Genomic DNA, 23294 nt, shown 5'->3' with positions numbered 1-23294 from the left:
CGGCATCGCTCCCATTGCTCGACGGGAGCGATTGGTCTCCAGCTGTTACTCCCCAACTGTATCCATACATCCGCTGCCCGAGCTGCTAGCGTGCTCTTCGCCTTGTCGGAGCGCGCCTCATGTCCTTCCCCCATGCCTTGCTGGCCCTGCTGGTCACCCTGATCTGGGGCTTTAATTTCGTCGTGATCAAGGTCGGCCTGGAAGATTTCCCGCCGTTGCTCTTCTGCGCCCTGCGTTTCGCCCTGGCGGCCTTGCCGCTGCTGTTTCTGCGCGGGCCGCTGCCGGCACCGTTCTGGCGCATCGTGCAGATCGGCGTGCTGCTCGGGGTGATCAAGTTCGGCATGGTCTTCGTCGGCATGCGCCTGGGCATGCCGGCCGGATTGACCGCGCTGGTGCTGCAGAGCCAGGTATTTTTCACGGTACTGATCGCCGTGCTGTTCCTCGGCGAACGGCCTGGCCCGCGAGCGTTGGTCGGCATGTTGCTGGCGGTGGGCGGGCTGGTGCTGATCGGCCTGGACCGGCCATTGGGCGACAGTCTGCTGGCCTTCCTGCTGGTGATCGGCGCAGCCCTGGCCTGGGCGTTCGCCAACATCGCCACCAAGCGCTCCGGTGCCAGCGACATGCTGCGCCTGATCAGTTGGGTCAGCCTGATTCCGCCCTTGCCGCTGCTGGTGCTGTCATACATCTTCGAAGGGCCGCAGGCGATCGTCGGGGCGTTCGACGGGCTCGGCTGGCGAGGCGTGGGTGCGCTGTTGTTCATCGCCTACGTGGCGACCACCGTGGGCTTCGGCTTGTGGAGCTTTCTGCTGCGGCGTTACCCGGCCAGCCTGGTGACGCCGTTCGCCCTGGCGGTACCGGTGTCGGGGCTGCTGTCCGGCTGGCTGTTGCTCGGCGAAGCGTTGGATGCGGCGGGCTGGCTGGCCTGTGGGCTGGTGTTCGGTGGGTTGGCGATCACCATCCTGCCGAAGGAGGCCTTGGCCCGGCTACGGGGACGTCTCGGTGATGCGGCGAGTGCGTCGTCGTGATCGCCATAGCCTGACGCCTGGAACACATCGATAGGGCGAATTCATTCGCCCAAGGCCGCGTAGCGGCCCCGTAATGCCCAACCCCGGCCCGGATTGCGCTTCGCTTATCCGGGCTGCGTTCCGCTCAATGACAACAGCCACCCGACTCCAGGTCACGGAGGATAGGGCAATCGGGGCGGTCGTTGCCCTGGCAATGGTCCACCAACTCCTGCAAGGTGTCGCGCAGGCCGACCATCTCGGCGATCCGGCGGTTCAGCTCTTCGACATGGGCGCCAGCCAGCGCCTTCACGTCGGCGCTGGCCCGCTGGCGGTCCTGCCAGAGGGTGAGCAGCTTGCCCACTTCCTCGAGGGAGAAGCCCAGGTCCCGCGCGCGCTTGATGAAGGCGAGACGATGCAGGTCGTCGCCGTTGTAGTACCGGTAACCGTTGTCGCCGCGCCCGGCCGGGGTGATCAGCCCGATGGACTCGTAATAGCGGATCATCTTCGCCGAGAGTCCGCTCTGCTTCGCTGCCTGACCGATGTTCATGGTGGGTTCCCTCTCATTCTTCCGGTTTCCAGGTTTTCAACAGCAGCGCGTTGCTTACCACGCTGACGCTGGACAGGGCCATGGCCGCACCGGCGACTACCGGGCTGAGCAGGCCGAAGGCCGCCAGCGGGATGCCGATCAGGTTGTAGATGAAGGCCCAGAACAGGTTCTGGCGGATCTTGCCATAGGTGCGCCGGCTGATTTCCAGGGCCGCCGGCACCAGGCGCGGATCGCCACGCATCAGGGTGATGCCGGCGGCGTGCATGGCCACGTCGGTGCCGCCGCCCATGGCGATGCCGACGTCGGCGGCAGCCAGGGCCGGCGCGTCGTTGATGCCGTCGCCGACCATCGCCACCACCGCGCCGCCCTGCTTGAGCGAGGCGACCGTGGCGGCCTTGTCCGCCGGCAGTACTTCGGCGTGGACATCGTCGATGCCCAGCGCCTCGGCTACCACCCGCGCGCTGCCGCGGTTGTCGCCGGTGATCAAGTGACTACGGATGCCGTGCGCGTTCAGCCGGGCCACGGCCTCGTCGGCGCCCGGCTTGAGCGTATCGCCGAAGGCGAACAGGCCGAGCACATGCGGGTGCGGCGCCTGCTCGATCAGCCAGGACAGGGTACGCCCCTCGGCTTCCCAAGCTCGTGCGGATTCGGCCAGGCCGTCGGGTTCCAGACCGCTTTCCTCCAGCAGGCGACGGTTGCCCAGGGCCAGCCGCCGGCCATCGAGGCTGCCGGCGATGCCGCGCCCGGCCAGGGCCTGGCTGTCCTGGATGGCGGGTACGTCGATGCCGTGCTCGGCGCAACTGTCCAGCACCGCCTTGGCCAGCGGGTGTTCGCTGCCGCGCTGGAGCGCGCCGGCCAGGGCCAGCAGAGCGCTTTCGTCACCGTCGACCGCTGCCAGACGGGCAATGCGCGGGGTGCCGGAGGTGAGCGTGCCGGTCTTGTCGAAGGCGACGGCCGTTACACCGTGGGCGACCTCCAGGGCCTCAGCGTCCTTGATCAGGATGCCGTGCTGCGCAGCCACGCCGGTACCGGCCATGATCGCCGTCGGGGTGGCCAGGCCGAGCGCGCAGGGGCAGGCGATCACCAGCACGGCGACGGCATTGATCAGGGCAGTCTCCAGCTCGGCGCCGACAAGCAGCCAGCCGCCCAGGGTCAGCACGGCGATCAGCAGGACCACCGGGACGAATACCTGGCTGACTTTGTCCACCAGCTTCTGGATCGGTGCCTTCGCGGCTTGGGCGTCTTCCACCAGGCGGATGATCCGTGCCAGCACGGTCTCGCCGCCGAGTGCGGTGGTGCGCACCAGCAGGCGGCCTTCGCCGTTGATGGCGCCGCCGGTCACCGTGTCGCCGGGACGCTTGGGCACCGGCAGGCTCTCGCCGCTGATGAGGGCCTCATCGGCGTGGCTCTGGCCTTCCAGCACTTCGCCATCTACCGGGAAGCGTTCGCCGGGCTTGACCAGCACTTGGTCGCCCAAGCGCAGTGCGGCGATGGCGACGTCTTCTTCGCGACCATCCACCACCCGCACGGCGCGTTCCGGGCGCAGCGCCTCCAGGGCTCGGATGGCCGCGCTGGTCTGGCGTTTGGCGCGGCTTTCCAGGTACTTGCCGAGCAGGACCAGGGCGATCACCACGGCCGAGGCTTCGAAATACAGGTGCGGCAGGACGCCAGCCGGCGCGGCCCACCACTGGTACAGGCTGAGGCCATAGCCGGCGCTGGTGCCGAGGGCGACCAGCAGGTCCATGTTGCCGGCGCCGGCTTTCACCGCTTTCCACGCGGCCACGTAGAAGCGCGCGCCGAGAATGAACTGCACCGGCGTGGCGAGCAGGAATTGCACCCAGGCCGGCAGCATCCAGTGCAGGCCCAGCCATTCCGCGATCATCGGGACTACCAGGGGCAACGCCAGGGCCAGGGCGAGCAGGGCGGACCAGCGCTCGTGGCGCAGGCGCTTTTCGGCCAGGTCTTCGGCCGGCTGGGCATCGTCCAGCGGCCGGGCCTGGTAACCGGCGGCCTCGACGGCCTGGACCAGCGTTGCGCTGTCGACATCGCCGAGCAGTTCCAGATGCGCGCGTTCGCTGGCCAGGTTGACGGTCACGTCGCGCACGCCCGGCACCTTACGCAGGGCACGTTCGATACGGCCGGCGCAACTGGCGCAGGTCATGCCGCCCAGCGCCAGTTCGAGGGTGCGGCTGGGCACGCCGTAGCCGGCGGCTTCCACCGCTTCGATCAGGGCCGGCAGCGTGGCGTCGTTGGCTTCGATGCGTGCCTGTTCGTTGGCCAGGTTGACGGTGGCGCTCTGCACGCCGGGCACCTTGCGCAGGGCGCGCTCGACCCGGCCGGCGCAAGAGGCGCAGGTCATGCCGCTGATGGGGAGGTCAAGATTGAGGCTCGCCATGGGGATCTCCTTGAGTTCCCGCCTAGGATCAACCTTGCCCCCTTGGTAAGGTCAAGCCCCGAAGCCTTTTGGGAATGAATAGCCCCTATGGATTTGGCGTCTCGATCAGGTAAAGCCCCTGAGTGCCCTGGGCGAGGCGATATTTGCGAATCTGTCCGGCTTGTAGCCGGAGGTCCTGGCGCATCTGCTGCTCGATGCCGGGCTTGCACGGGCCGGCGCCCAAGGTGCCGAGGCGGATGCTCAGCGGGCCGGGGGGCAGGTTGAAGGAAACCGCTTCACCCTGGACCAAGCGGGCGGCCAGCTGGTCTTGCAGGTAAAGGCCGACGTCGCAGGCGTTGGGCAGTTCCAGCCGTTCGCGGGAGATGATCAGCACCGCATAGTCGACGGGCGTCTGTGCGCCGGCCAGGGCCGTCCAGGCGGCCCCGAGGGCGAGGAACAACGGGCGGATACGCATGACGGCTCCTGGGCATGTGGACTCTCTGGAGCTTGGTCGAGACCACGCGAGCGGGCAAGCTTGACCTTGCCACGATGGTAAGGATGACACTGTCGGCACACTCACCCAGGAGGCTTCATCATGCAGATATTGAAAGTGCAGGGCATGTCGTGCGGGCATTGCGTCAAGGCGATCACCGAGGCCGTACAGTCCCGCGATCAGGCGGCGGACGTGCAGGTCGATCTGGGCGCCGGCGAAGTCCGGGTGGCCAGCCGGTTGCCGCTGGATGAACTGATCGAGACGATCCGAGAAGAGGGCTATCAGGTCAGCGCCGCCTGACGACGCCACCGGCCCGGGCCGTACCTGCGGCGCCGGGCCCTCTCCCTCCGCTTCATCGAGCGAATTCCCTGCCATTCCTGTCGCTGCCATTGGCCGGCGGCCCATGCACGCAAGCGGCAAGTGTGATACAACGCCACCCAGCCATGCAGATGGCGGATGTACGTTCTCAGGGCGGGGCGAAATTCCCCACCGGCGGTAATGGCGCGCAATGCGTCTAGCCCGCGAGCGCTTGTCCATACGGTCAAGGTCAGCAGACCCGGTGCGATTCCGGGGCCGACGGTCACAGTCCGGATGAAGAGAGAACGGGATTGCCTGCACGGGCGCGCCGCGCGTGCCTGACCGAAAATCCCTTTCGATCCAAGCCCTGTTTTTCCCAAAACAGGAGTCTGTTCCATGCCACGACGGTTTTACCCCGCAGACAGGTCGCTTTCCGGCAGGCTCGCCGGCAGCGCTTCGCTGCTTATAATTCGCTGTTCGCGTTCGTTCGCCGCGAGGGAGGTTTCATGTTCACCGGCATAATCGAAGCCATCGGCACCATTCGCGCGCTCAGCCCCAAGGGCGGCGATGTCCGTGTCTATGTCGAGACCGGCAAGCTCGACCTCTCCGACGTCAAGCTGGGCGACAGCATCGCGGTGAACGGTGTCTGCCTGACCGCGGTCGAGTTGCCCGGCAACGGCTTCTGGGCCGATGTCAGCCGCGAGACACTGGCGCGCACCGCCTTCATCGACCTGAAGGCCGGCAGCCGGGTCAACCTGGAGAAAGCCCTCACGCCCACCAGCCGCCTCGGTGGCCACCTGGTCAGCGGCCACGTCGACGGTGTCGGCGAAGTCGTCGAGCGCTCCGATAACGCCCGCGCCATACAGTTCCGCATCCGCGCCCCGCGCGAGCTGGCGCGCTATATCGCCCTCAAGGGCTCTATCACCGTGGACGGTACCAGCCTGACGGTGAACGCGGTGAACGGCGCCGAGTTCGAGCTGACCATCGTCCCGCACACCCTGGCCGAGACCATCATGGCCGACTACCGCCCCGGACGGCAGGTGAACCTGGAGGTGGACCTGCTGGCCCGCTACCTCGAACGCCTGCTGCTCGGCGACAAGGCTGCCGAGCCCAAGGCTTCCGGCATCAGCGAAAGTTTCCTGGCCGAACACGGCTACCTGAAGAATTGAAGGAAAACGCCACGATGGCACTCAACAGCATCGACGAACTGATCGAAGACATCCGCCAGGGCAAGATGGTCATCCTCATGGATGACGAGGATCGGGAGAACGAAGGCGACCTGATCATGGCCTCCGAATGCGTGCAGGCCGAGCACATCAACTTCATGGCCAAGTACGCCCGTGGCCTGATCTGCATGCCCATGACCCGCGAGCGTTGCGAGCTGCTCAAGCTGCCGCTGATGGCGCCGCGCAACGGCTCCGGCTTCGGCACCAAGTTCACCGTCTCCATCGAGGCAGCCGAAGGCGTCACCACCGGCATTTCCGCCGCCGACCGCGCGCGCACCGTGCAAGTGGCCGCGGCGAAGAGCGCCAAGGCCGAGGATATCGTCAGCCCGGGTCACATCTTCCCGCTGATGGCCCAGCCCGGCGGCACCCTGGCGCGCGCCGGCCACACCGAGGCGGCCTGCGACCTGGCGCGGATGGCCGGGTTCGAACCGAGCGGCGTGATCTGCGAAATCATGAACGACGACGGCACCATGGCCCGTCGCCCGGAGCTGGAAGTCTTCGCCGAGCAGCACGGGATCAAGATCGGCACCATCGCCGACCTGATCCACTACCGGCTGATCCACGAGCGCACCATCGAGCGTGTCGCCGAACAGCCGCTGGACAGCGAGCTGGGACACTTCAATCTGGTGACCTACCGTGACTCGGTCGAGGGCGACGTGCACATGGCGCTGACCCTCGGCAAGATCTGTCCGGAGGAGCCGACCCTGGTGCGGGTGCACAACATGGACCCGCTGCGCGACCTGCTGATGGTCCGCCAGCCGGGCCGCTGGAGCCTGCGCGCGGCCATGGCCGAAGTGGCCAAGGCTGGCAGCGGCGTGGTGTTGCTGCTCGGCCATCCGCTGGAAGGCGATGCGGTGCTGGCGCATATCCGCGAGGCGGAGAGCGTGCCGAGCAAGGCACCGACCACCTACAGCACCGTTGGTGCCGGTTCGCAGATTCTTCGCGACCTCGGCGTGCGCAAGATGCGCCTGATGAGTTCGCCGATGAAGTTCAACGCGATATCCGGTTTCGACCTGGAAGTTGTAGAATACCTCCCCGCTGAATGACCCGCAGGGCGTGGCTCCGACGGAGCCGCGCCCTCGTTCTTTAAAGAGAAGAGACTCGTCCATGACCCTGAAGACCATCGAAGGTACCTTCATCGCCCCCAAAGGCAAATTCGCCCTGGTGGTCGGCCGCTTCAACAGCTTCGTCGTCGAAAGCCTGGTGAGCGGCGCCGTCGACGCCCTGGTTCGCCACGGCGTGAGCGAAAACGACATCGTCATCATCCGGGCGCCGGGTGCCTTCGAAATCCCCCTGGTTTGCCAGAAAGTCGCCCAGCAAGGCGAGTACGCCGCCATCGTCGCCCTCGGCGCGGTCATCCGTGGCGGTACCCCGCATTTCGAATACGTCGCCGGTGAGTGCACCAAGGGCCTGGCCCAGGTCTCCATGGAGTTCGGTGTACCGGTCGCCTTCGGCGTCCTGACTGTCGACACCATCGAGCAGGCCATCGAGCGTTCCGGCACCAAGGCCGGCAACAAAGGTGCCGAGGCCGCGCTTTCCGCCCTGGAAATGGTCAGCCTGCTGGCGGCCTTGGAGGCCAAGTGAGCCTGAATCGAGACGACAGCCCGGACGCCCAGCCGACGCCGCCGGCCAAGGGCAAGATCGCCCAGCGCCGGGTCGCGCGCAGCCTGGCCATGCAGGCCCTGTATCAGTGGCACATCGCCGGTCAGGCGCTGAACGAGATCGAAGCGCAGTTCCGCGTGGACAACGATTTCGCCGGCGTCGACGGTGCCTACTTCCATGAAATCCTGCATGGCGTGCCGCGCCAGAAGACCGAGCTGGACGAGGCCATCGAGCCCTGCCTGGATCGGCCGATGGAAGAGCTCGACCCGGTCGAGCTGGCGATCCTGCGGCTGTCCACCTACGAGCTGATGAACCGCGTCGACGTGCCCTACCGGGTCGTGATCAACGAAGGCATCGAGCTGGCCAAGGTGTTCGGCGCCACCGACGGGCACAAGTTCGTCAATGGCGTGCTGGACAAGCTGGCCCCGCGCCTGCGTGCGGCCGAAGTGCGGGGCGAGAAGCGCTGAACGGGCGCCGCTGTCCGTTGATGGCGGCTGGCCCCGAGGCGGTCTGAGCCATGGGTGAATTCGAGCTGATTCGCCGCTTCTTCGCCGCTGCGTCCTGCGCGCAGCCGGCGGAGGGCGTGGCCCGTGGCATCGGTGACGATTGCGCATTGCTCGACCTGCCGCCCGGCGAACAACTGGCGGTGTCCACCGACACCCTGGTCGCCGGCGTGCATTTCCCCGTTTCCTGCGATCCCTTCCTGCTCGGCCAGCGCGCCCTGGCGGTGTCCGCCAGCGACCTGGCCGCCATGGGCGCCACGCCCATCGGTTTCACCCTGGCGCTCACGTTGCCCACGGCCGACGCCGACTGGCTGCAGGCGTTCGCCCGTGGCCTGGATGTCATGGCCCGGCAGTGCCGGTTGGCGCTGATCGGTGGCGATACCACGCGCGGCCCGTTATGCCTGACCCTCACTGTGTTTGGCCGGGTGCCGCGTGGGCAGGCGCTGACCCGTGACGGTGCGCGCCCCGGCGATCTGCTCTGCGTCGGTGGCGATCTCGGCGATGCGGCGGGTGCGCTGGAGCTGGTGCTGGAACGGATGAGCGCACCCGAAGAGGTCGCCGCGCCCTTGCTGGCCCGCTACTGGTCGCCACAGCCGCAACTGACGCTGGGTCAGGCCCTGCGCGGACGCGCCTCGGCGGCGCTGGATATTTCCGACGGGCTGCTCGCCGATTGCGGGCACATCGCGAACGCCTCGGCGGTCGCACTGAAGATCGAGGCTGCCCGCGTGCCGCTTTCCCCTGCGCTGCTCGCGTTGCTGGGCGAGTCGAGGGCCGTCGAGTGCGCCCTGGGCGGTGGCGACGATTACCTGTTGGCTTTCACCTTGCCGGAGCAGCATCTCCCCGCCCTGCGTGCCGAAGATTGGCCGGTGCGGGTCATTGGCCGCGTGGAGGCTGGCGAAGGGGTTCAACTGCTCGATGCGGCAGGCCGGGTCATCGACCCGCCGGCCCGGGGCTATCAACATTTCGGGAGTGCCGGTGACTGACACGGTAAAAGCACCTTCCACGGTGTGGCGTAACCCCTGGCACTTCGTGGCCTTCGGCTTCGGCTCGGGCACCCTGCCCAAGGCGCCCGGCACCTGGGGATCGCTGGTCGCGCTGCCGTTCATCCCGCTCTGGCAGATGCTGCCGGACTGGGGTTACTGGCTGATGCTCGGCGTCACCATGCTGTTCGGCTGCTGGTTGTGCGGCAAGGTGGCTACCGACCTCAAGGTGCATGACCACGAAGGCATCGTCTGGGACGAGATGGTCGGTATGTGGATCACCCTCTGGCTGGTGCCGGAGGGCTGGGTCTGGCTGCTGCTAGGCTTTCTGGTATTCCGGGTGATGGACATCGCCAAGCCCTGGCCGATCCGCTGGATCGACCGTCACGTCCACGGTGGCTTCGGCATCATGCTCGACGACGTGCTGGCGGGGGTCTTCGCCTGGCTGGCGATGCAGTTGATCGTCTGGGCGGTGCTGTAGAGGTTCCGATGCGCACTTGGTTATGCGGATTGCTGCTGGGCATGCTCGGCTGGACCACGGTCCTGGCCGGTGAGCCGCTGCCCGATCGCATTCGCATGGTCAGCGAGGTCTGGGAAGACCACACTAATGCCGACGGTACCGGGCTGGCCTGGGAGCTGTTGCGTGAAGTCTTCGAGCCCGTGGGCGTCAAGCTGGAATACCGCAGCATGCCCTATACCCGTTCCACCGGGCTGGTGCTGCGTGGCGACGCGGACGCCTGGGTCGGCTCCTACCTCAACGAAGTCGAAGGGGCGTTCTATCCGCGCTGGCACTACGACGCCGACCGCATCTGCGCGCTCGGCCTGAAAGACAAGCCGGCACCGACCCTGGAGACCATCGGCGATTACCGGCTGGTCTGGCTGCGTGGCTACGAGTACCAGCAATACTTGCCGAATTTGAAGCAATACCAGGAAATCCAGCGTTCGGGCAGTATCCTTGCGATGCTCGCCTACGGCCATGCCGACTACTATCTGGATGCCCAGACCGAGATCGAGGAACTGCTCGAGCAGGCCAAGGACAAGGACGCCTACCGCGTTACCCGGCTGACCTTGTTGCCGCTTTACCTGGGCTTCACCGACAGCCCGCGCGGGCGCCAGTTGGCTGCGCTGTTCGACCGGCGCATGGCGGAGCTGGTACGGTCCGGGCGCCTGCGGCCGATGTTCGAGCGCTGGAAGCAGCCTTACCCTTTCGATTGACCCATTCGGTGGAACCAGATGCGTCGTTTCAAACTGATCTGTGCCGGCCTGTTGCTGGTGACCTCGCTGTCAGGCCAGGCGGAGACCCAGGTGCAGGTAGTGGGCCTGTTCCCGGGAGCGGCCGTGCTCAACGTGGACGGCCAGCGCAAGCTGGTGAAGGTCGGCCAGACCGGGCCCGGCGGGGTGGTGGTGGTCAGTGCCGACAGTCGCGGCGCCGTGCTGCGGGTGGACGGTGTGGAACGCACCTACGGCATGACGCGCGAGTACAGCCAGGGCTTCGCCGCGCCGACCCGCAGCCAGTTGAGCATTGCCCAGGGCGCGGGAGGCCACTACTGGGTCGCCGGCTCCATCAACAGCCATCCGGTGCAGTTCCTGGTGGATACCGGAGCCACCTCGGTGGCGATGAACGAAGCCCAGGCCCGGCGCCTCGGCCTCGACTTCCGCGTCAACGGCCGGCCCATGGTGGTGAGCACCGCCAGCGGTACGGCCAAGGCCTGGCGGGTCGACCTCAACAGCGTGAAGGTCGGCGGCCTGGAAGTCCTCGGCGTCGAAGCCGTGGTGCTGGAAGGCGATTCGCCCACCGAAGCACTGCTCGGCATGAGCTTCCTCAACCGCGTGCGTTGGCGCGAGGAACAGGGCGTGCTCATGCTGGAATCCAAAATGTAAGGGGTAGCGGCAAGCTTCAAGCTGTAAGCGGCAAGTAAAAGCGGGGTTTGGTGTCAGGTCGAGAGTGATCTGCATACTGTGGAGCTTGGGGCTTGTTGTTGATCATTATGATCGACAATTCAGGCTGACCCGCTCGCCGATGCGGCTGTTACAATGCCGCCCTGCCGAATTTTCAGGAGTCTTCAGGTGTCCGTCGTCTTCGTCGCCGCCTCCCAACTGCCGACGCCCTTTGCGGTTTTCACCATGCACGGTTTTCTCGACGAAGCCAGCGGCAAGGAACATGTGGCCCTGACCCTGGGCGACGTGGGTAATGGCGAGCCGGTGCTCGGTCGTCTCCATTCCGAATGCCTGACCGGCGATGCGCTGTTCAGCCTGCGTTGCGACTGCGGCTTCCAGCTGGAAGCCGCGTTGCGTGCCATCGCCGCCGAAGGTCGGGGCGTGCTGCTCTATCTGCGTCAGGAAGGCCGTGGCATTGGCCTGCTGAACAAAATCCGCGCCTACGAGTTGCAGGACGGCGGAGCGGATACCGTCGAAGCCAACGAGCAGCTCGGTTTTGGCGCCGACATGCGCGATTACGCGATCTGCAAGCCGATGCTGGAACACCTGGGCATCACCGCACTCAAGCTGATGACCAACAACCCACGCAAGGTCAACGCGCTGGAAGGTTTCGGCGTACGCGTGGCGGAGCGCAAGCCGTTGCAGACCGGGCTCAACCCGCACAACCGCAAGTACCTCGCGGCCAAGGCCGGCAAGCTTGGCCACCTGCTCGGCAACCTCCACCAGGGCGAAGTGGAACAACCATGACCCGTGGCGAAGTGCGGCGCCGACTGGCCATGGAGTGGTGGCGCCAGCTCGCCCTGACCCTGGCCCCGGTATTCGTCTTCAGCCTGCTGTTCGGCAGCGCCGATCCGATCATGCCGGTACTGCAGATGCCGCTGTTCGTCGCCGGCCTGGCCTCGCTGTTCTTCAGCCTGCCGCAGTTTCATGCCTACAAGCGCGGCCTGATCGCCACCGAGAAGGCCCTGGATACGCCCGAAGAGCCGGCAGCCTGGCTCGAACTGGCGCGTCGTCGTCGCATCGCCTTCCTGGCGGCCGGGCTCCCCGCCTGGATCGCCGCCCTGGCGGTATTCGTCGGCCTCGAAGCGATCCCCCTGATGCTGCTGGCCATCGCCAGCCTGATCCTGTTCTACCTCTACCGCATTCCGGCTCAACTGCATTGATGCGCGCTGTCCTGTTAGTCCTCTGTTGGCTGGCCCTGCCGGTGCAGGCGGCCGAACGGGTGGTGAGCCTGGCGCCTTCCCTCAGCGAACTGATGCTGGAGTTAAAGGCTGGGGACCTGCTGGTGGGTGTGCTGGATGGCGGCGAGCGGCCGCCGGCGCTGGCGGACAAACCTTCGGTCGGCCGTTACGGCCAGTTGGAGATGGAACGCCTGCTGCGCTTGCGCCCCGATCTCATCCTGCTCTGGCCGGACAGCATCGGCCCCGGCCAGCGCGATCAGCTCCGCCAGCTCGGCATTCCCCTCTACGAGGCCGAGCCGCATCGGCTGGCGGACCTCGCCGATCAGGCCGCCGAGCTCGGCGAGCGCATCGGCCGGGGCAAACGGGCTCGCCAGGTGACCACCGCCTTCCGCTCGCGGTTGATCGCGTTGCAGCAGCGTTATCGGCGCGAGCGGCCGCTGACGGTGTTCTATCAGATCTGGGACCAGCCGCTATACACCGTCGGTGGCCGGCAGATCATCAGCGATGCCCTGCGCGTCTGCGGGGCCGAGAATGTCTTTGCCGACCTCCAGCAACCGGCGCCGCAGATCAGTGTGGAGGCGGTGCTGGCGCGCAATCCGCAGGTGATCCTGGCCAGCGAAGCGAAACTGATCGACGGTTGGAAAGCCTGGCCGCAACTGGATGCGGTGCGCCACGGGCAGGTCTGGGCCGTACCCGACCGAGGCCTGGAGCGCCCGAGCCTGCAGATGCTGGAGGCGACCGCACGGCTGTGCGAGCTGCTGGAGCAGGCACGCTAGCCGCTTTGGACGTTACGCCGGCGGATAGCTTTCCAGGGCGCGCTTGATCGCTTCACGCAGCGCATCGGCGCGTTCGGCCTGGTCGCCGCGGTTGTACATCTCCCCGGTACCGCTCCACACCGGTTGGCCGTCGGCGGCGTCGTAGAGGTCGACGCGCACCACGATGACCTCTTCTTCGTAGGTCCGCACGATGGGCACGCTGCCCCAGGCGCCGTAGTCATTCCAGTAACGACCGTGGCCGTAGTAGCCGCCGTAATCCTCGCGGACCTGTCGCAGACGGCGCTCCAGGCGCATGTCGGCGCTGACCTTGAGATCGGGCGTGGCACCGGCCTGGGCCGGGCGTAGCCCCCGCTGATCGAGGGCGGCACTGACGGCTTCGCGAATCTGCTCCGGGCTGGCCCAGGCCGAACCGGCCGGCAGGCGGCCATCGAGCCAGGTCCAGCTGCGATAGCGCCCATAGTCACGCGGCGCGGCCGGGTAGGCGCTGAGGTCGAGGGTGTTGGCCGCCAGCGGAGGCGCCGGCGGCAGCGGGTTGGAGCTGGCGGTATAGGGATTCGGGCTCTGGCAGCCGGCGAGGCCGAGCAGCAGGGTCGCGAGGATGAGTCGGTTGGCCATGGCTTCCCTCCGGCGAACGGTCCGTTCGCCGCATTCTACGCCGCCGGACGGCAGATCCAATGCAGGTAGCGTCCCAGTCCGGCGAAGCTCGGGTGGCGCCGGTAGGCCAGCTCCATCTCCAGCAGGTCGACCAGCTCCGCGCGGGCCTGGAATTCCTGGGGCATGTAGTCGTGGAACACCCGTACGCCGCTACGGTTTTCGACCGTCCAGAGCCCATCGAGTTGCCCTTCCAGTTCGCGTGGGTCCAGTGGACGCTGGGGCGTCAGGCTCTGGCCTTCGCCGGCGAACTTCTCCTTGCGCAGCTTGCGGAAGTGGCCTTTGAGCAGGTTGCGGTAGATCAGCGCATCACGGTTATAGAAGGCCAGCGACAGCCAGCCGCCGGGTGCGCAGAGCTGGTGCAGCACGGGCAGGATGGCGTGGGGCTCGGCCAGCCACTCCAGCACCGCGTGGCAGAGCACCAGGTCGTAGGGTTCGGTGAGTTGGCCCAGCAGGTCCTGCCAGGGCGCCTGGATGAAGGAGGCCGGCTGCCCGGCCTGGGCGAAGCGTTCGCGGGCGGCTTCGAGCATGGGCTCGGCCGGCTCGGCAAGGGTGACCCGATGGCCACGCTCGGCCAGCCACAAGGCCATGTGGCCGAGCCCGGCGCCGACGTCCAGCACCCGCAGCGAGCGCTGCGGCAGCGCTTCGGCCAGGTCGGCCTGGAGCACGGCCAGGCGGATCGCGCCCTTGGCGCCGCCGTAGATTTTCTCGGCGAAGCGGGTGGCCAGTTCGTCGAAGTGGCGATCCTTCATCGGGCGAACCTCCGCTCGCTGTCGGCCAGCTTGGCGCGCACCGCCTGTTCCATATCGATGCCCAGTTCGGCGCAGAGCAACAGGAGATAAAGCACGATGTCGCCGACTTCCTGGCCGGCGTGCTCCAGTTTTTCCGGGGGCAGGCGGCGCGATTCGTCCTCGCTCAGCCACTGGAAGATTTCCACCAGCTCGGCCATCTCCACGCTGGCGGCCATCGCCAGGTTCTTCGGGCTGTGGAAGCGGCGCCAATCGTTACGGTCGCGGATGGCGTGCAGGCGTTGGGTGAGTTCGTCGAGGTTCATGCGCATCTCCTGGAGGCCGCATAGCTTCCGGTGGATGCGCGGGTGGTGCAAGGGGGAGAGGGCGCCGGTTTCACTCCAGCATCCGCCAGGCCCCGCTCATATGCGGCAGGTCGTCTTTCCCACGCAAGGCGAACTGCCCGTGTGGGGCCGGTTCGCTGGCCAGCAGGCTGACCGAGGCTGGCAACAGCACCGGCTTCTGGAAGCGCACCTCCACGTCGTATCCGGCATCCGGCAGATGCCCGGCCAGGGCAGCGAGGCTGCGTGCCTTGTTCCACAAGCCATGGGCGATGGCGCGGGGAAAGCCGAACATCTTGGCGCTGAGGGCGGACAGGTGGATCGGGTTGTAGTCGCCGGCGACCCGGGCATACATCCGGCCGATGTTGGCCGGGGCGGGCCACTGGTCTACCGGCAGCAGCGGCAGCGGCGCCTCCTCGACCCGTTTGGCGAGATCGCCGGGCAGACGCACGGCACGGCAAAGGATACGGCTATCGCCCTCCCAGAGCAGGCCGAGCTGGTCCTCCAGGCGGGTGATCAGGCTGAACAGCACGCCCTTGTCGTGGGGTTGCAGATTGTCCACCCGCACACTGACGCGGAAGGGGCCGAGGCCGCCGAGGGTACGCAGCACACGGATGCGGTTTTCCAGATGCACCAGGCCGAGCAAGGGGAACGGGAATGTCGGATCGGTGAGCAGCTTCATCTGCAATGGGAAGGCGAGGATATGCGGATAGGTGGCCGGCAGCCGGCCATCGTTGCGAAAGCCGCAGACCTGGCGATAGCGCGCCAGGTGCCGGGGATCGACCTGCACCTCGCAACGCAAGCCACGGTCCGGCAGGGTCTTGCCCTTCACGCCACGGCGCAGGGCGGCGCGGGCGAACAGGCCGGGCAGGGCGGGAAGCGTATGCAGGTCGAGCCAATCGGTGGACATGGGCGATCTCCTTGAAGTGGTCCCGGAAGCTTAGTCAGGCCGGGGCGGGACACATTGGCCGCCTGGCGTGGCGCACCGGCGGTGCAGTCAATCGCGTCTGTGACGCATTGCACGCCTTGAGCCGTAACAGCAAAGCTGCATAAGATGGCTCGCCTCACAAATAAGAAGAATGCTGTGAAATGATGCGTGATCTGACCGACGATGTGGCGCTGATGCGCCCGGTGATCGACGCCCTGCGTGCCAGCGGAACCGATCCCGATCGGGTGTTGGGACGTGTCGGTCTGCCGCCGGGCGGTCTGCCGGCCGGCCGTTTTCCTCATTCCGCCCAGGTACTGTTCTGGAAGGCCGCGGCCGAGGAATGCGGCCAGGAACACGTCGGCCTGTATCTGGCCCGGCACCTGCCGGCCTTTCACGGCCTTCTCCTCGAGTACCTGTTCCTCTCCAGCGAAACCTTTGGCGACGGCCTGCGTCATGCGCTGCGCTACGTGCGCCTGCTTTCCGACACCCTGAATGCCCGCCTGGACGTACAGGGCGAGCTGGCCGTCCTGTCCCTGGGGCAGATGTCCGATACCACCCGGCACTTCCCGGAAATGCTCGCCGGGGCGGTGATCCGCCTGTTCGATGCGCTCACCGAAGGCGACTTCATCCCGCACGAGGTACGCCTGATGCACAACGAAGGCGCCCCGGAAGACCTGTACGAAGAGGTCTACGGTTGCCCGGTGCGGCTGGGTGCCGACAGCTATGCGCTGGTCTTCGACGCCGCCGTGCTGGGCAAACCGTCGCGCCACGCGGCGCCGGAACTGCTACGCATGCACGAATCCCTGGCGCGGCGGCAACTGGCCGAAGTGGAACGGCTGGACCTGGTGCGCCAGGTGCGCGAATTGATCGGTGAACTGCTGGTGGACAGCGGCGCCACCCTGGAACAGGTCGCCGCCCGCCTGAACATGCCGCCGCGCCGTCTGCGCGAGCGCCTGGCCATGGCTGGAGTGCGTTTCAACGACCTGGTGACCGACTACCGCTGCCGACTGGCCAAGGAACTGCTGCTGAAGACGGATGAACGCATCGAGGTCATCGTCGAGCGGACCGGCTTCTCCGAACCGAGCACCTTCTACCGGGCCTTCAAGCGCTGGGTCGGCGAAACCCCCGTGGAATTCCGCCGGCGCGGCAAGGGCTAAGCGTGACGCTCTTGTAGAGGCATTTCAGGGCCGCTCCGCGCCCCTTGGGCGAATGAATTCGCCCCTACACAGAGCGTGCGCCGATTTCGCTTTTTGTAGGAGCCAGCTCTGCTGGCGATTCGTGCGTCCGGCGGTACCCCGCTTCGCGAGCAGGGCTCGTTCCTACAATGTGCAGCTCTTGGGCGACATCCGCCCGAGACGATTCACCCGTAGGGGCGAATTCATTCGCCCAAGCAGCCCATAGGGCTGCCCCGTTGAAGCCTTTCGCGAATGAATTCGCTCCCATCGGAATGCACGATTCCGCTCTCCGTAGGAGCCAGCTCTGCTGGCGATTCGTGCGTTCGGCGATACTCCGCTTCGCGAGCAGGGCTCGCTCCTACAAAACGTGCGTCCGCCTCACGCGCCCAGCAGGCTCTGCCCGCACACCCGCAGCACTTGGCCGCTCACGGCGCCGGAGCCCGGCTGGGCGAACCAGGCCACGGCTTCGGCCACGTCCTGGGGTTGGCCGCCCTGGCCCATGGAATTCATCCGCCGACCGGCCTCACGGATGGCGAAGGGGATGGCGGCGGTCATCTGCGTCTCGATGAAGCCCGGCGCCACCGCATTGATGGTGATGCCGCGCTTGCCCAGCGCCGGCGCCCAGGCCTGGGCGAGTCCGATCAGTCCGGCCTTGCTCACCGCGTAGTTGGTCTGCCCCATGTTGCCGGCGATGCCGCTGATGGAAGCGATCAGCACCACGCGGGCGTTCTCGTGCAGCTTGTCGGCGTCGAGCAGCGCCTTGGTCAGCACCTGCGGGGCGCGCAGGTTCACGTCGATCACCGAATCCCAGAGCTGCTCGCTCATCTTGGCCAGGGTCTTGTCGCGGGTGATGCCGGCGTTGTGGACGAGAATATCCAGCCCTTCCGGCAGCGCTTCGACCAGCTTGATGGCCGCATCCTCGGCGCAGATGTCCAGCGCCACCCCGCGTCCGCCCAGACGCGCGGCCAGGGCGTCCAGCGCCTCCTTGGCCGGCGGCACGTCGAGCAGGATCACCTCGGCCCCGTCGCGTGCCAGGGTTTCCGCGATGGCCGCGCCGATGCCGCGCGAGGCGCCGGTCACCAGGGCCTTCTTGCCGGCCAGTGGGCGCGTCCAATCTTTCACCTGGGTCGGGCAAGGCGTCAGGCGCAGCACCTGACCGGAGACATAGGCACTTTTCGGCGACAGGAAAAAGCGCAGGGCGCCTTCCAATTGATCCTCGGCACCCTTGCCGACATACAGCAACTGCACGCTACCGCCGCGGCGGATTTCCTTACCCAACGAGCGGGTGAACCCCTCCAGCGCGCGCTGGGCGCTGGCGGCGAATGGGTCCTTGAGGGATTCGGGCGCCCGGCCGAGCACCACCACCCGCGGGCACAGCGCCAGGCCCTTGAGCGCCGGCTGGAAGAACTCATGCAACTGGCCGAGCTGCTCGGTGCTGGCGATGCCGCTGGCGTCGAACACCAGCGCCTTCAGCTTCGGCCCGTGCTCGGCGGTCCAGCGCGGCAGACCGTGCAGACCCTCCTGCAACGCGAACACTTCGTTGGTCAGGCGCGGCAGGCAGTCGCCGAGCGCCTCGGCCAGGGCGCCGCCGCCGATCAGCAGCGCCCCGTCCACCGGCCGCGAACGGCCGGCCTCCCAGCGCTCCAGGCGCACCGGCGCCGGCAGGCCGACGGCATCGACCAGGCGGCGGCCGAAGCTGGAGTTGGCGAAGTCGATATAACGATCGGACATGAACGGGCTCCTGCTCGATGAGTCTTCAGTGGTGGACACTCTACCCAGTCGCGCGTTTCACGCATTGACCGGGCCGCCCGGCGCGTCGGCGAGCCGGCCAATGCAGTGTGGGGCCGGCAAGCTAGGCTTCTCTACCTAAAAAGGCCGCTAGGCTGTCGAGCAGCCTTCAATCAATCACCGCAAGGAGTCACCCATGACCCAGCTGCGCCGGGTCGCCATCGTCGGCGGCAACCGTATTCCCTTCGCCCGCTCCAACAGCGCCTACGCCACGGCGAGCAACCAGGAGATGCTGACCGCCGCCCTCGAAGGGCTGGTCGAGCGCTTCAACCTGCATGGCCTGCGCCTCGGCGAAGTCGTCGCCGGCGCGGTGCTCAAGCATTCCCGCGACTTCAACCTGACCCGCGAATGCGTGCTCGGCTCGCGCCTGGCACCGGAAACCCCGGCCTATGACATCCAGCAGGCCTGCGGCACCGGCCTGGAAGCGGCGATCCTGGTGGCCAACAAGATCGCCCTCGGGCAGATCGACTGCGGCATCGCCGGGGGCGTGGACACCACCTCCGACGCGCCCATCGGTGTCAATGAAGGGTTGCGCAAGATCCTGCTGGAGGCCAACCGGGGCAAGACCACCGGCGACAAGATCAAGGCCCTGCTGAAAGTCCGCCCGCGCCACCTGGCCCCGGCGATCCCGCGTAACGGCGAACCGCGCACCGGCCTGTCCATGGGCGAGCACTGCGAGCGGATGGCGCAGACCTGGGCGATCCCCCGCGATGAACAGGACCGCCTCGCCTACGAGAGCCACCAGAAAATGGCGGCGGCCTATGCCGAAGGCTGGCACGACGACCTGCTCACCCCGTTCCGCGGCCTGACGCGCGACCAGAACCTGCGCACCGACATCAGCCTGGAAAAACTCGCCACCCTCAAGCCCTGCTTCGACCGGGGCCCGCGCGGCACCATGACCGCCGCCAACTCCACCCCGCTGACCGACGGCGCCTCGGTGGTGCTGCTGGCCAGCGAAGACTGGGCCAAGGCCCGCGGCCTGCCGATCCTCGCCTACTTCAAGGACGGCGAAGCGGCGGCGGTGGACTTCGTCGGTGGCGCCGAAGGGCTCCTGATGGCACCGGTCTACGCCGTGCCGCGCCTGCTGGCGCGCAACAACCTGACCCTGCAGGACTTCGACTACTACGAAATCCACGAAGCCTTCGCCGCCCAGGTGCTCTGTACCCTCAAGGCCTGGGAAGACGCCGACTACTGCAAGACCCGCCTCGGCCTCGACGCCCCGTTGGGTGCCCTCGACCGCACCAAGCTCAACGTCAAGGGCAGCTCCCTCGCCGCCGGCCACCCCTTCGCCGCCACCGGAGGGCGCATCGTCGCCAACCTGGCCAAGCTGCTCGACGCAGCAGGGCAGGGACGCGGCCTGATCTCCATCTGCGCGGCTGGTGGGCAGGGTGTGACGGCGATTCTTGAGCGCTGAAGAAGGGCGGGGGCGTTAAAAAAACGCAATGCACCTGTAGGGGCGAATTTATTCGCCCAACTCAACCCCGCCGGGCGAATGAATTCACCCCTACGGCTGTTGCAGCGTTGTGCTTTTGTAGGAGCGAGCTCTGCTCGCGATGGGCCCCACCACCGCATCGCCAGCAGAGCTGGCTCCTACGAAAAGCTATCCGCAGGGGCGAATTCATTTTCCCATCGCGTGGATATCGCTCACCCGCGCTGTCGCGTCCCCAGCACCAGGGCGATGCCGCCGAGCACCGCGACGCTGCACAGCGCCAGCCGCAGCGTCAGCGCCTCGTCCAGCAACAGGCTGCCGGCCAGGGCGGTGAGCACCGGCACGCTGAGCTGCACGCTGGCCGCCTGCAACGAGCGCAACCCGCGCAGCGCGGTATACCAGATCGCATAACCGACGCCCGACGTCACCGCGCCGGAGAGCAGCGCATAGACGAAGCCGGCCCCGTCCCAGTGCATCCCGCCGAGCCAGGCCAGCCCAAGCACCACGGCAAACGGAATCGCCCGAAGGAAATTCCCCGCTGTCGCCGCCAGCGGATCGGCCACTCCACGGCCCAACAGCGAGTACACACCCCAGGCCACGCCGGCCAGCAGCATCAGCACTGCGCTGAAGAAGGGCGGTGCGCTCGCCCCCGGCAACAGCAGCGCCACCAGCCCCGCCATCGCCAGCAGCAACCCCAGCGTGGCCCACAGGCCCAGCCGCTCGCCCCGATACAGCCCCCAGCACAACATGCTCACCTGCACCGCGCCGAACAACAGCAAGGCGCCGGCCCCGGCATCCAGGCGGATATAGGCGAAGGAAAACGCAGCGGCATAGGCGAACAGCGCCAGCGCCGACCACCAGTTCCCCGCCGGCGCCCCATCGCCCCGGCGAAAACGCAGCAACAACCACAACATGGCCGCCCCGGACAGAATCCGCACCCCGGTGAAACTGGCGGCATCGATCTCCGTTTCCCTCAACGCCAACCGGCAGAGCAGGGAGTTACCGGCAAAGGCAATCATTGCCAGGGCCGTCAGCAGCAGGGTACGCAGCGGCATGGGCACTCCGTTGTCGGGTAGCCGTGTTGTTGTGATGCGGGGAGTGTAGCCAGCGCGGCAAGTGCGGCGGTATTGGTCGATGGTGGGAGTCCCTTGGGATATCCGGATGGTAAATCGCCCGCTGCTCGAATACTGTCAGCCAAGTTACTGAAGGCAGGGCGGCCGGAGTTGAAGAAGCCATGACTGATCGCGAGCAGCTCCATCGAGAAGGCTATGCGCTGCTCCGTCGAGCGATCCCGGCCGAGTGGCTGGATGACCTTCGCGCCGTGTTCGATGCAGGGGTGAAGCCGTCGGAGCAATGGCCGGTACCGCGTGGCATGGACTGGCGCCATTCGTTGCTGGACGTCGAGGCGAAGGTCCAAGCCGTGTGTCGTCTGCCGCAGTTGCTGGCGGTGGTTGGCGAGTTGATCGGAGAACGCTTCTTCCTCTCGCAGGTGGAGGGGCGCGAACCCCTTGCCGGCGGCGGCTACCAGCAGTTGCACCGTGACTTGTCGGCCCAACGGCCAGGCGACAGCGTCAACGCCCTGGCGTATTTCGACGATTACGGCCCCGGGAATGGCGCGACCCGCATCGTCCCCGGCAGCCACCGCCCGCGGCAAGGAGAGCCGCCGTTCGACCTCCAGGACGAGTCCCGCTCCGTGCAACTTTCAGGCACCGCAGGCGACATCCTGGTGTTCGATGCCGATCTGGTGCACGCGGGCAGCCTGAACTCGACCGGCGCACGCCGCCGCTCCCTCCTGATCAGCTACTTTGCGGAGCCTCTCTACGCCGCACACCTGGAAACGGCGAGCCTCCGAGGCATTCGGATGGACACCACCGAGCGTTTCGATCCCGCAGACTTTGACTTGGGAGAAATGCCTGATACTGCGCGGTGACGCTCGGTCGGCTGGTCGATCACGGCACGGCACCGGCGGGTGCACGTCCCTACAGTCGTCCCTGTCTTGGACAGGGAGAACACCATGGCACGCGATCAAGGACCTGGGCCGATGCCCAGCGTTTGCCGACCGGCACTGAAGAACGACCCACCGAAAACCTGGCGAACACCCCAGGAACCCACTCTTCCACAGCCGCCTCTCGACGGCTGGGAGTTCGACAAGCAACCGCCTCGCGAACTCATCCGTCCCGATCCACCGCCTCCGCCCGAGCCCGTCCGGCGCGTCTGCTCCTTCGTCAAACACTGCGACCTGCCGGATGGCCAGATAAGCCGTCAGGGGCGGCTGTACGTTGATCTTCTGCGGGACTATGGCGAGGTTGCCGTGCTGGGGGCCATGGAACGGGATGTCTCTGGGAACCTCCCGCTCGAGAGGATCAATGCTCCCGATTTGCCCAAGGCATTGGGTGGGCTGGCTATCGCTGGAACAGCCGTAGGGGAAGCGGGTGGAGGGCTTGTCCCAGGCATCACGACGGGGGTTGCGGGTGGGCTCCTGATAGGGCTTGTGACACTTGTATGGTCAACCAGGATGGGCGATAGCGCGCTCTACACCGAAGACGAACTCAGAGGCATGGCCACGGCCCGGACACGGGTTAGGTTGCACATCGAACAACAGCCAGACGGCAAGCTCCGGGGCTATGCGTTCAACACCGAGCGCCTAGGGCAATGGGAACAGGTTCCTGTCGTGCAATTCCAGCCCCAAGGCGACCGGATGGTGGCGGATGTCAGTGGTATAGGGCTGATCTGGACACCCGCGACAGACCCCAACGACAAGGGGCGTATTCCCACCCTGGAGCAAGCCCCGAACACGCCGGCCATCTTGGTCTTCCCCAGCGTAGAGAAGGCCGGAGAAACCTTCGTTAACCCCGTGCTACCGGATGATTACCGGGACGCCATCGTAGTGTTCCCGGCTGACAGTGGTGTGCCGCCGCTCTACGTCGTGATGAACATCCGGCTTGATCCTGGCGTGGTCACGGGGCAGGGTGAAGTCGTCACGGGAATATGGCTGGAACAGGCCAGCCGGGAGCTTGGGGCACCGATTCCGGCGCAGATTGCGGATAGGCTCAGGGGAAAGGCGTTTTCCAGCTTCGATGCGTTCAGGGCTGAGTTTTGGAGAACTGTGGCGGATGATGCGGAGTTGAGTGGGCAGTTCATTGTGGCTAACCAAAAACGAATGCTCAAAGGTAAGGCTCCCAAAGTGCGAGAAGCCGACAGGGTTGGGGGAAGAGAAAGCTATGAGTTGCATCATGTTGAGTCGGTAGCCCAAGGAGGGCAGGTTTACAACGTGGATAACCTACGTGTTAACACGCCAAGAAATCACATTGATATTCATCGGGGCGAGTAAAG

General features: G+C 66.5%; 26 protein-coding genes and 1 riboswitch. Of the genes, 17 read left to right on the top strand and 9 right to left on the bottom strand.

Annotation, left to right across the window (positions count from 1 at the left end):
- Nucleotides 1-119: 119 nt before the first annotated feature.
- Nucleotides 120-1025 (top strand): EamA family transporter, encoded by a 906-nt coding sequence (locus tag PIN01S_RS23715; protein ID WP_084339383.1) that lies wholly within the window; start codon nucleotides 120-122, stop codon nucleotides 1023-1025.
- A gap of 124 nt (nucleotides 1026-1149) precedes the next feature.
- On the opposite strand, the gene cueR is transcribed toward PIN01S_RS23715, so the two are convergent.
- From cueR to PIN01S_RS23700, 3 genes are all read right to left on the bottom strand, one after another.
- Entirely contained in the window at nucleotides 1150-1551 is a 402-nt protein-coding gene (cueR, locus tag PIN01S_RS23710; protein ID WP_084339382.1) for a Cu(I)-responsive transcriptional regulator, read from the bottom strand.
- Between the two features lie 13 nt (nucleotides 1552-1564).
- Nucleotides 1565-3946, bottom strand: coding sequence for a heavy metal translocating P-type ATPase (locus PIN01S_RS23705; protein WP_084339381.1), 2382 nt, complete (start codon nucleotides 3944-3946; stop codon nucleotides 1565-1567).
- Between the two features lie 85 nt (nucleotides 3947-4031).
- Nucleotides 4032-4400 (bottom strand): hypothetical protein, encoded by a 369-nt coding sequence (locus tag PIN01S_RS23700; RefSeq protein WP_084339380.1) that lies wholly within the window; start codon nucleotides 4398-4400, stop codon nucleotides 4032-4034.
- Between the two features lie 120 nt (nucleotides 4401-4520).
- Between PIN01S_RS23700 and PIN01S_RS23695 the strand changes: the two genes are divergently transcribed.
- The 12 genes from PIN01S_RS23695 (at nucleotide 4521) to PIN01S_RS23640 (ending at nucleotide 12921) form a co-directional block, all read left to right on the top strand.
- Entirely contained in the window at nucleotides 4521-4718 is a 198-nt protein-coding gene (locus PIN01S_RS23695) for a cation transporter (protein WP_084339379.1), read from the top strand.
- A gap of 158 nt (nucleotides 4719-4876) precedes the next feature.
- Nucleotides 4877-5026: riboswitch (FMN riboswitch) on the top strand.
- Between the two features lie 195 nt (nucleotides 5027-5221).
- Complete coding sequence (locus PIN01S_RS23690) at nucleotides 5222-5884, top strand: riboflavin synthase (protein WP_084339378.1); 663 nt, start codon at nucleotides 5222-5224, stop codon at nucleotides 5882-5884.
- Between the two features lie 14 nt (nucleotides 5885-5898).
- Entirely contained in the window at nucleotides 5899-6987 is a 1089-nt protein-coding gene (ribBA, locus tag PIN01S_RS23685) for a bifunctional 3,4-dihydroxy-2-butanone-4-phosphate synthase/GTP cyclohydrolase II (protein ID WP_084339377.1), read from the top strand.
- A gap of 61 nt (nucleotides 6988-7048) precedes the next feature.
- Nucleotides 7049-7525 carry a 6,7-dimethyl-8-ribityllumazine synthase gene (gene ribH, locus PIN01S_RS23680; protein ID WP_084339376.1) on the top strand — a complete coding sequence of 159 codons (477 nt, stop codon included), beginning with the start codon at nucleotides 7049-7051 and terminating at the stop codon, nucleotides 7523-7525.
- Nucleotides 7522-8010 carry a transcription antitermination factor NusB gene (gene nusB / locus PIN01S_RS23675; protein ID WP_084339375.1) on the top strand — a complete coding sequence of 163 codons (489 nt, stop codon included), beginning with the start codon at nucleotides 7522-7524 and terminating at the stop codon, nucleotides 8008-8010. The genes ribH and nusB overlap by 4 nt, the downstream gene beginning before the upstream one ends.
- 50 nt (nucleotides 8011-8060) lie before the next feature.
- Entirely contained in the window at nucleotides 8061-9029 is a 969-nt protein-coding gene (gene thiL / locus PIN01S_RS23670) for a thiamine-phosphate kinase (protein WP_084339374.1), read from the top strand.
- Nucleotides 9022-9507, top strand: a complete 486-nt coding sequence (locus PIN01S_RS23665; RefSeq protein ID WP_244506037.1) for a phosphatidylglycerophosphatase A family protein — start codon at nucleotides 9022-9024, stop codon at nucleotides 9505-9507. The genes thiL and PIN01S_RS23665 overlap by 8 nt, the downstream gene beginning before the upstream one ends.
- 8 nt (nucleotides 9508-9515) lie before the next feature.
- On the top strand, nucleotides 9516-10241 hold the full coding sequence (locus PIN01S_RS23660; protein WP_084339373.1) for a substrate-binding periplasmic protein: 726 nt from the start codon (nucleotides 9516-9518) through the stop codon (nucleotides 10239-10241).
- 18 nt (nucleotides 10242-10259) lie between these two features.
- Nucleotides 10260-10907: a retropepsin-like aspartic protease family protein gene (locus tag PIN01S_RS23655; protein WP_084339372.1), complete on the top strand. Its 648-nt coding sequence runs from the start codon at nucleotides 10260-10262 to the stop codon at nucleotides 10905-10907.
- Between the two features lie 186 nt (nucleotides 10908-11093).
- The gene (gene ribA / locus PIN01S_RS23650) at nucleotides 11094-11711 is read left to right on the top strand and encodes a GTP cyclohydrolase II (protein WP_084339371.1); all 618 of its coding nucleotides are present in this window, start codon (nucleotides 11094-11096) and stop codon (nucleotides 11709-11711) included.
- Nucleotides 11708-12127, top strand: a complete 420-nt coding sequence (locus PIN01S_RS23645; protein WP_084339370.1) for an MFS transporter — start codon at nucleotides 11708-11710, stop codon at nucleotides 12125-12127. Before ribA ends, PIN01S_RS23645 begins: the two co-directional genes overlap by 4 nt.
- Nucleotides 12127-12921 carry a cobalamin-binding protein gene (locus PIN01S_RS23640; RefSeq protein ID WP_084339369.1) on the top strand — a complete coding sequence of 265 codons (795 nt, stop codon included), beginning with the start codon at nucleotides 12127-12129 and terminating at the stop codon, nucleotides 12919-12921. The genes PIN01S_RS23645 and PIN01S_RS23640 overlap by 1 nt, the downstream gene beginning before the upstream one ends.
- A 12-nt stretch (nucleotides 12922-12933) precedes the next feature.
- On the opposite strand, the gene PIN01S_RS23635 is transcribed toward PIN01S_RS23640, so the two are convergent.
- The 4 genes from PIN01S_RS23635 to PIN01S_RS23620 all read right to left on the bottom strand — a co-directional run bounded on the left by PIN01S_RS23635 (nucleotide 12934) and on the right by PIN01S_RS23620 (nucleotide 15551).
- On the bottom strand, nucleotides 12934-13536 hold the full coding sequence (locus tag PIN01S_RS23635; protein ID WP_084339368.1) for a DUF4136 domain-containing protein: 603 nt from the start codon (nucleotides 13534-13536) through the stop codon (nucleotides 12934-12936).
- A 35-nt stretch (nucleotides 13537-13571) separates the two neighbouring features.
- A complete protein-coding gene (locus PIN01S_RS23630) occupies nucleotides 13572-14324 on the bottom strand; it encodes a methyltransferase (protein ID WP_084339367.1) in 753 nt (250 codons plus the stop codon).
- The gene (locus tag PIN01S_RS23625; RefSeq protein WP_084339366.1) at nucleotides 14321-14626 is read right to left on the bottom strand and encodes a nucleotide pyrophosphohydrolase; all 306 of its coding nucleotides are present in this window, start codon (nucleotides 14624-14626) and stop codon (nucleotides 14321-14323) included. The genes PIN01S_RS23630 and PIN01S_RS23625 overlap by 4 nt, the downstream gene beginning before the upstream one ends.
- A 70-nt stretch (nucleotides 14627-14696) precedes the next feature.
- Nucleotides 14697-15551: a MaoC family dehydratase gene (locus PIN01S_RS23620; RefSeq protein ID WP_084339365.1), complete on the bottom strand. Its 855-nt coding sequence runs from the start codon at nucleotides 15549-15551 to the stop codon at nucleotides 14697-14699.
- Between the two features lie 182 nt (nucleotides 15552-15733).
- Between PIN01S_RS23620 and PIN01S_RS23615 the strand changes: the two genes are divergently transcribed.
- Nucleotides 15734-16726 carry an AraC family transcriptional regulator gene (locus tag PIN01S_RS23615; protein WP_084339402.1) on the top strand — a complete coding sequence of 331 codons (993 nt, stop codon included), beginning with the start codon at nucleotides 15734-15736 and terminating at the stop codon, nucleotides 16724-16726.
- A 396-nt stretch (nucleotides 16727-17122) separates the two neighbouring features.
- On the opposite strand, the gene PIN01S_RS23610 is transcribed toward PIN01S_RS23615, so the two are convergent.
- Entirely contained in the window at nucleotides 17123-18475 is a 1353-nt protein-coding gene (locus PIN01S_RS23610; RefSeq protein ID WP_084339364.1) for a 3-oxoacyl-ACP reductase, read from the bottom strand.
- 193 nt (nucleotides 18476-18668) lie between these two features.
- Between PIN01S_RS23610 and PIN01S_RS23605 the strand changes: the two genes are divergently transcribed.
- Nucleotides 18669-19946, top strand: a complete 1278-nt coding sequence (locus PIN01S_RS23605) for an acetyl-CoA C-acetyltransferase (RefSeq protein WP_084339363.1) — start codon at nucleotides 18669-18671, stop codon at nucleotides 19944-19946.
- Nucleotides 19947-20176: 230 nt separating this feature from the next.
- Here PIN01S_RS23605 and PIN01S_RS23600 read toward each other — a convergent pair whose 3' ends face one another.
- Nucleotides 20177-21016 (bottom strand): EamA family transporter, encoded by an 840-nt coding sequence (locus tag PIN01S_RS23600; protein ID WP_084339362.1) that lies wholly within the window; start codon nucleotides 21014-21016, stop codon nucleotides 20177-20179.
- 179 nt (nucleotides 21017-21195) lie between these two features.
- Here PIN01S_RS23600 and PIN01S_RS23595 point away from each other — a divergent pair, with 179 nt between their 5' ends.
- Nucleotides 21196-21891 (top strand): phytanoyl-CoA dioxygenase family protein, encoded by a 696-nt coding sequence (locus tag PIN01S_RS23595; RefSeq protein ID WP_084339361.1) that lies wholly within the window; start codon nucleotides 21196-21198, stop codon nucleotides 21889-21891.
- Between the two features lie 84 nt (nucleotides 21892-21975).
- The gene (locus PIN01S_RS23590; RefSeq protein ID WP_084339360.1) at nucleotides 21976-23292 is read left to right on the top strand and encodes an S-type pyocin domain-containing protein; all 1317 of its coding nucleotides are present in this window, start codon (nucleotides 21976-21978) and stop codon (nucleotides 23290-23292) included.
- Nucleotides 23293-23294 lie beyond the last annotated feature (2 nt).

Origin of the sequence: Pseudomonas indica NBRC 103045 (genome assembly GCF_002091635.1) — a bacterium.
Classification (GTDB): domain Bacteria; phylum Pseudomonadota; class Gammaproteobacteria; order Pseudomonadales; family Pseudomonadaceae; genus Pseudomonas_M; species Pseudomonas_M indica.
This window is presented reverse-complemented; position numbering and strand designations above follow the sequence as displayed.

Coding starts and splice junctions, on each gene's coding strand:
- PIN01S_RS23690 (WP_084339378.1), top strand. CDS start 5,222: ATGTTCACCGGCATAATCGAAGCCATCGGCACCATTCGCGCGCTCAGC.
- cueR (WP_084339382.1), bottom strand. CDS start 1,551: ATGAACATCGGTCAGGCAGCGAAGCAGAGCGGACTCTCGGCGAAGATG.
- PIN01S_RS23655 (WP_084339372.1), top strand. CDS start 10,260: ATGCGTCGTTTCAAACTGATCTGTGCCGGCCTGTTGCTGGTGACCTCG.
- PIN01S_RS23660 (WP_084339373.1), top strand. CDS start 9,516: ATGCGCACTTGGTTATGCGGATTGCTGCTGGGCATGCTCGGCTGGACC.
- PIN01S_RS23610 (WP_084339364.1), bottom strand. CDS start 18,475: ATGTCCGATCGTTATATCGACTTCGCCAACTCCAGCTTCGGCCGCCGC.
- PIN01S_RS23705 (WP_084339381.1), bottom strand. CDS start 3,946: ATGGCGAGCCTCAATCTTGACCTCCCCATCAGCGGCATGACCTGCGCC.
- PIN01S_RS23715 (WP_084339383.1), top strand. CDS start 120: ATGTCCTTCCCCCATGCCTTGCTGGCCCTGCTGGTCACCCTGATCTGG.
- PIN01S_RS23640 (WP_084339369.1), top strand. CDS start 12,127: ATGCGCGCTGTCCTGTTAGTCCTCTGTTGGCTGGCCCTGCCGGTGCAG.
- PIN01S_RS23630 (WP_084339367.1), bottom strand. CDS start 14,324: ATGAAGGATCGCCACTTCGACGAACTGGCCACCCGCTTCGCCGAGAAA.
- PIN01S_RS23605 (WP_084339363.1), top strand. CDS start 18,669: ATGACCCAGCTGCGCCGGGTCGCCATCGTCGGCGGCAACCGTATTCCC.
- ribH (WP_084339376.1), top strand. CDS start 7,049: ATGACCCTGAAGACCATCGAAGGTACCTTCATCGCCCCCAAAGGCAAA.
- PIN01S_RS23595 (WP_084339361.1), top strand. CDS start 21,196: ATGACTGATCGCGAGCAGCTCCATCGAGAAGGCTATGCGCTGCTCCGT.
- PIN01S_RS23620 (WP_084339365.1), bottom strand. CDS start 15,551: ATGTCCACCGATTGGCTCGACCTGCATACGCTTCCCGCCCTGCCCGGC.
- ribBA (WP_084339377.1), top strand. CDS start 5,899: ATGGCACTCAACAGCATCGACGAACTGATCGAAGACATCCGCCAGGGC.
- PIN01S_RS23700 (WP_084339380.1), bottom strand. CDS start 4,400: ATGCGTATCCGCCCGTTGTTCCTCGCCCTCGGGGCCGCCTGGACGGCC.
- PIN01S_RS23635 (WP_084339368.1), bottom strand. CDS start 13,536: ATGGCCAACCGACTCATCCTCGCGACCCTGCTGCTCGGCCTCGCCGGC.
- thiL (WP_084339374.1), top strand. CDS start 8,061: ATGGGTGAATTCGAGCTGATTCGCCGCTTCTTCGCCGCTGCGTCCTGC.
- PIN01S_RS23600 (WP_084339362.1), bottom strand. CDS start 21,016: ATGCCGCTGCGTACCCTGCTGCTGACGGCCCTGGCAATGATTGCCTTT.
- PIN01S_RS23615 (WP_084339402.1), top strand. CDS start 15,734: ATGCGTGATCTGACCGACGATGTGGCGCTGATGCGCCCGGTGATCGAC.
- PIN01S_RS23645 (WP_084339370.1), top strand. CDS start 11,708: ATGACCCGTGGCGAAGTGCGGCGCCGACTGGCCATGGAGTGGTGGCGC.
- PIN01S_RS23625 (WP_084339366.1), bottom strand. CDS start 14,626: ATGAACCTCGACGAACTCACCCAACGCCTGCACGCCATCCGCGACCGT.
- PIN01S_RS23695 (WP_084339379.1), top strand. CDS start 4,521: ATGCAGATATTGAAAGTGCAGGGCATGTCGTGCGGGCATTGCGTCAAG.
- PIN01S_RS23590 (WP_084339360.1), top strand. CDS start 21,976: ATGGCACGCGATCAAGGACCTGGGCCGATGCCCAGCGTTTGCCGACCG.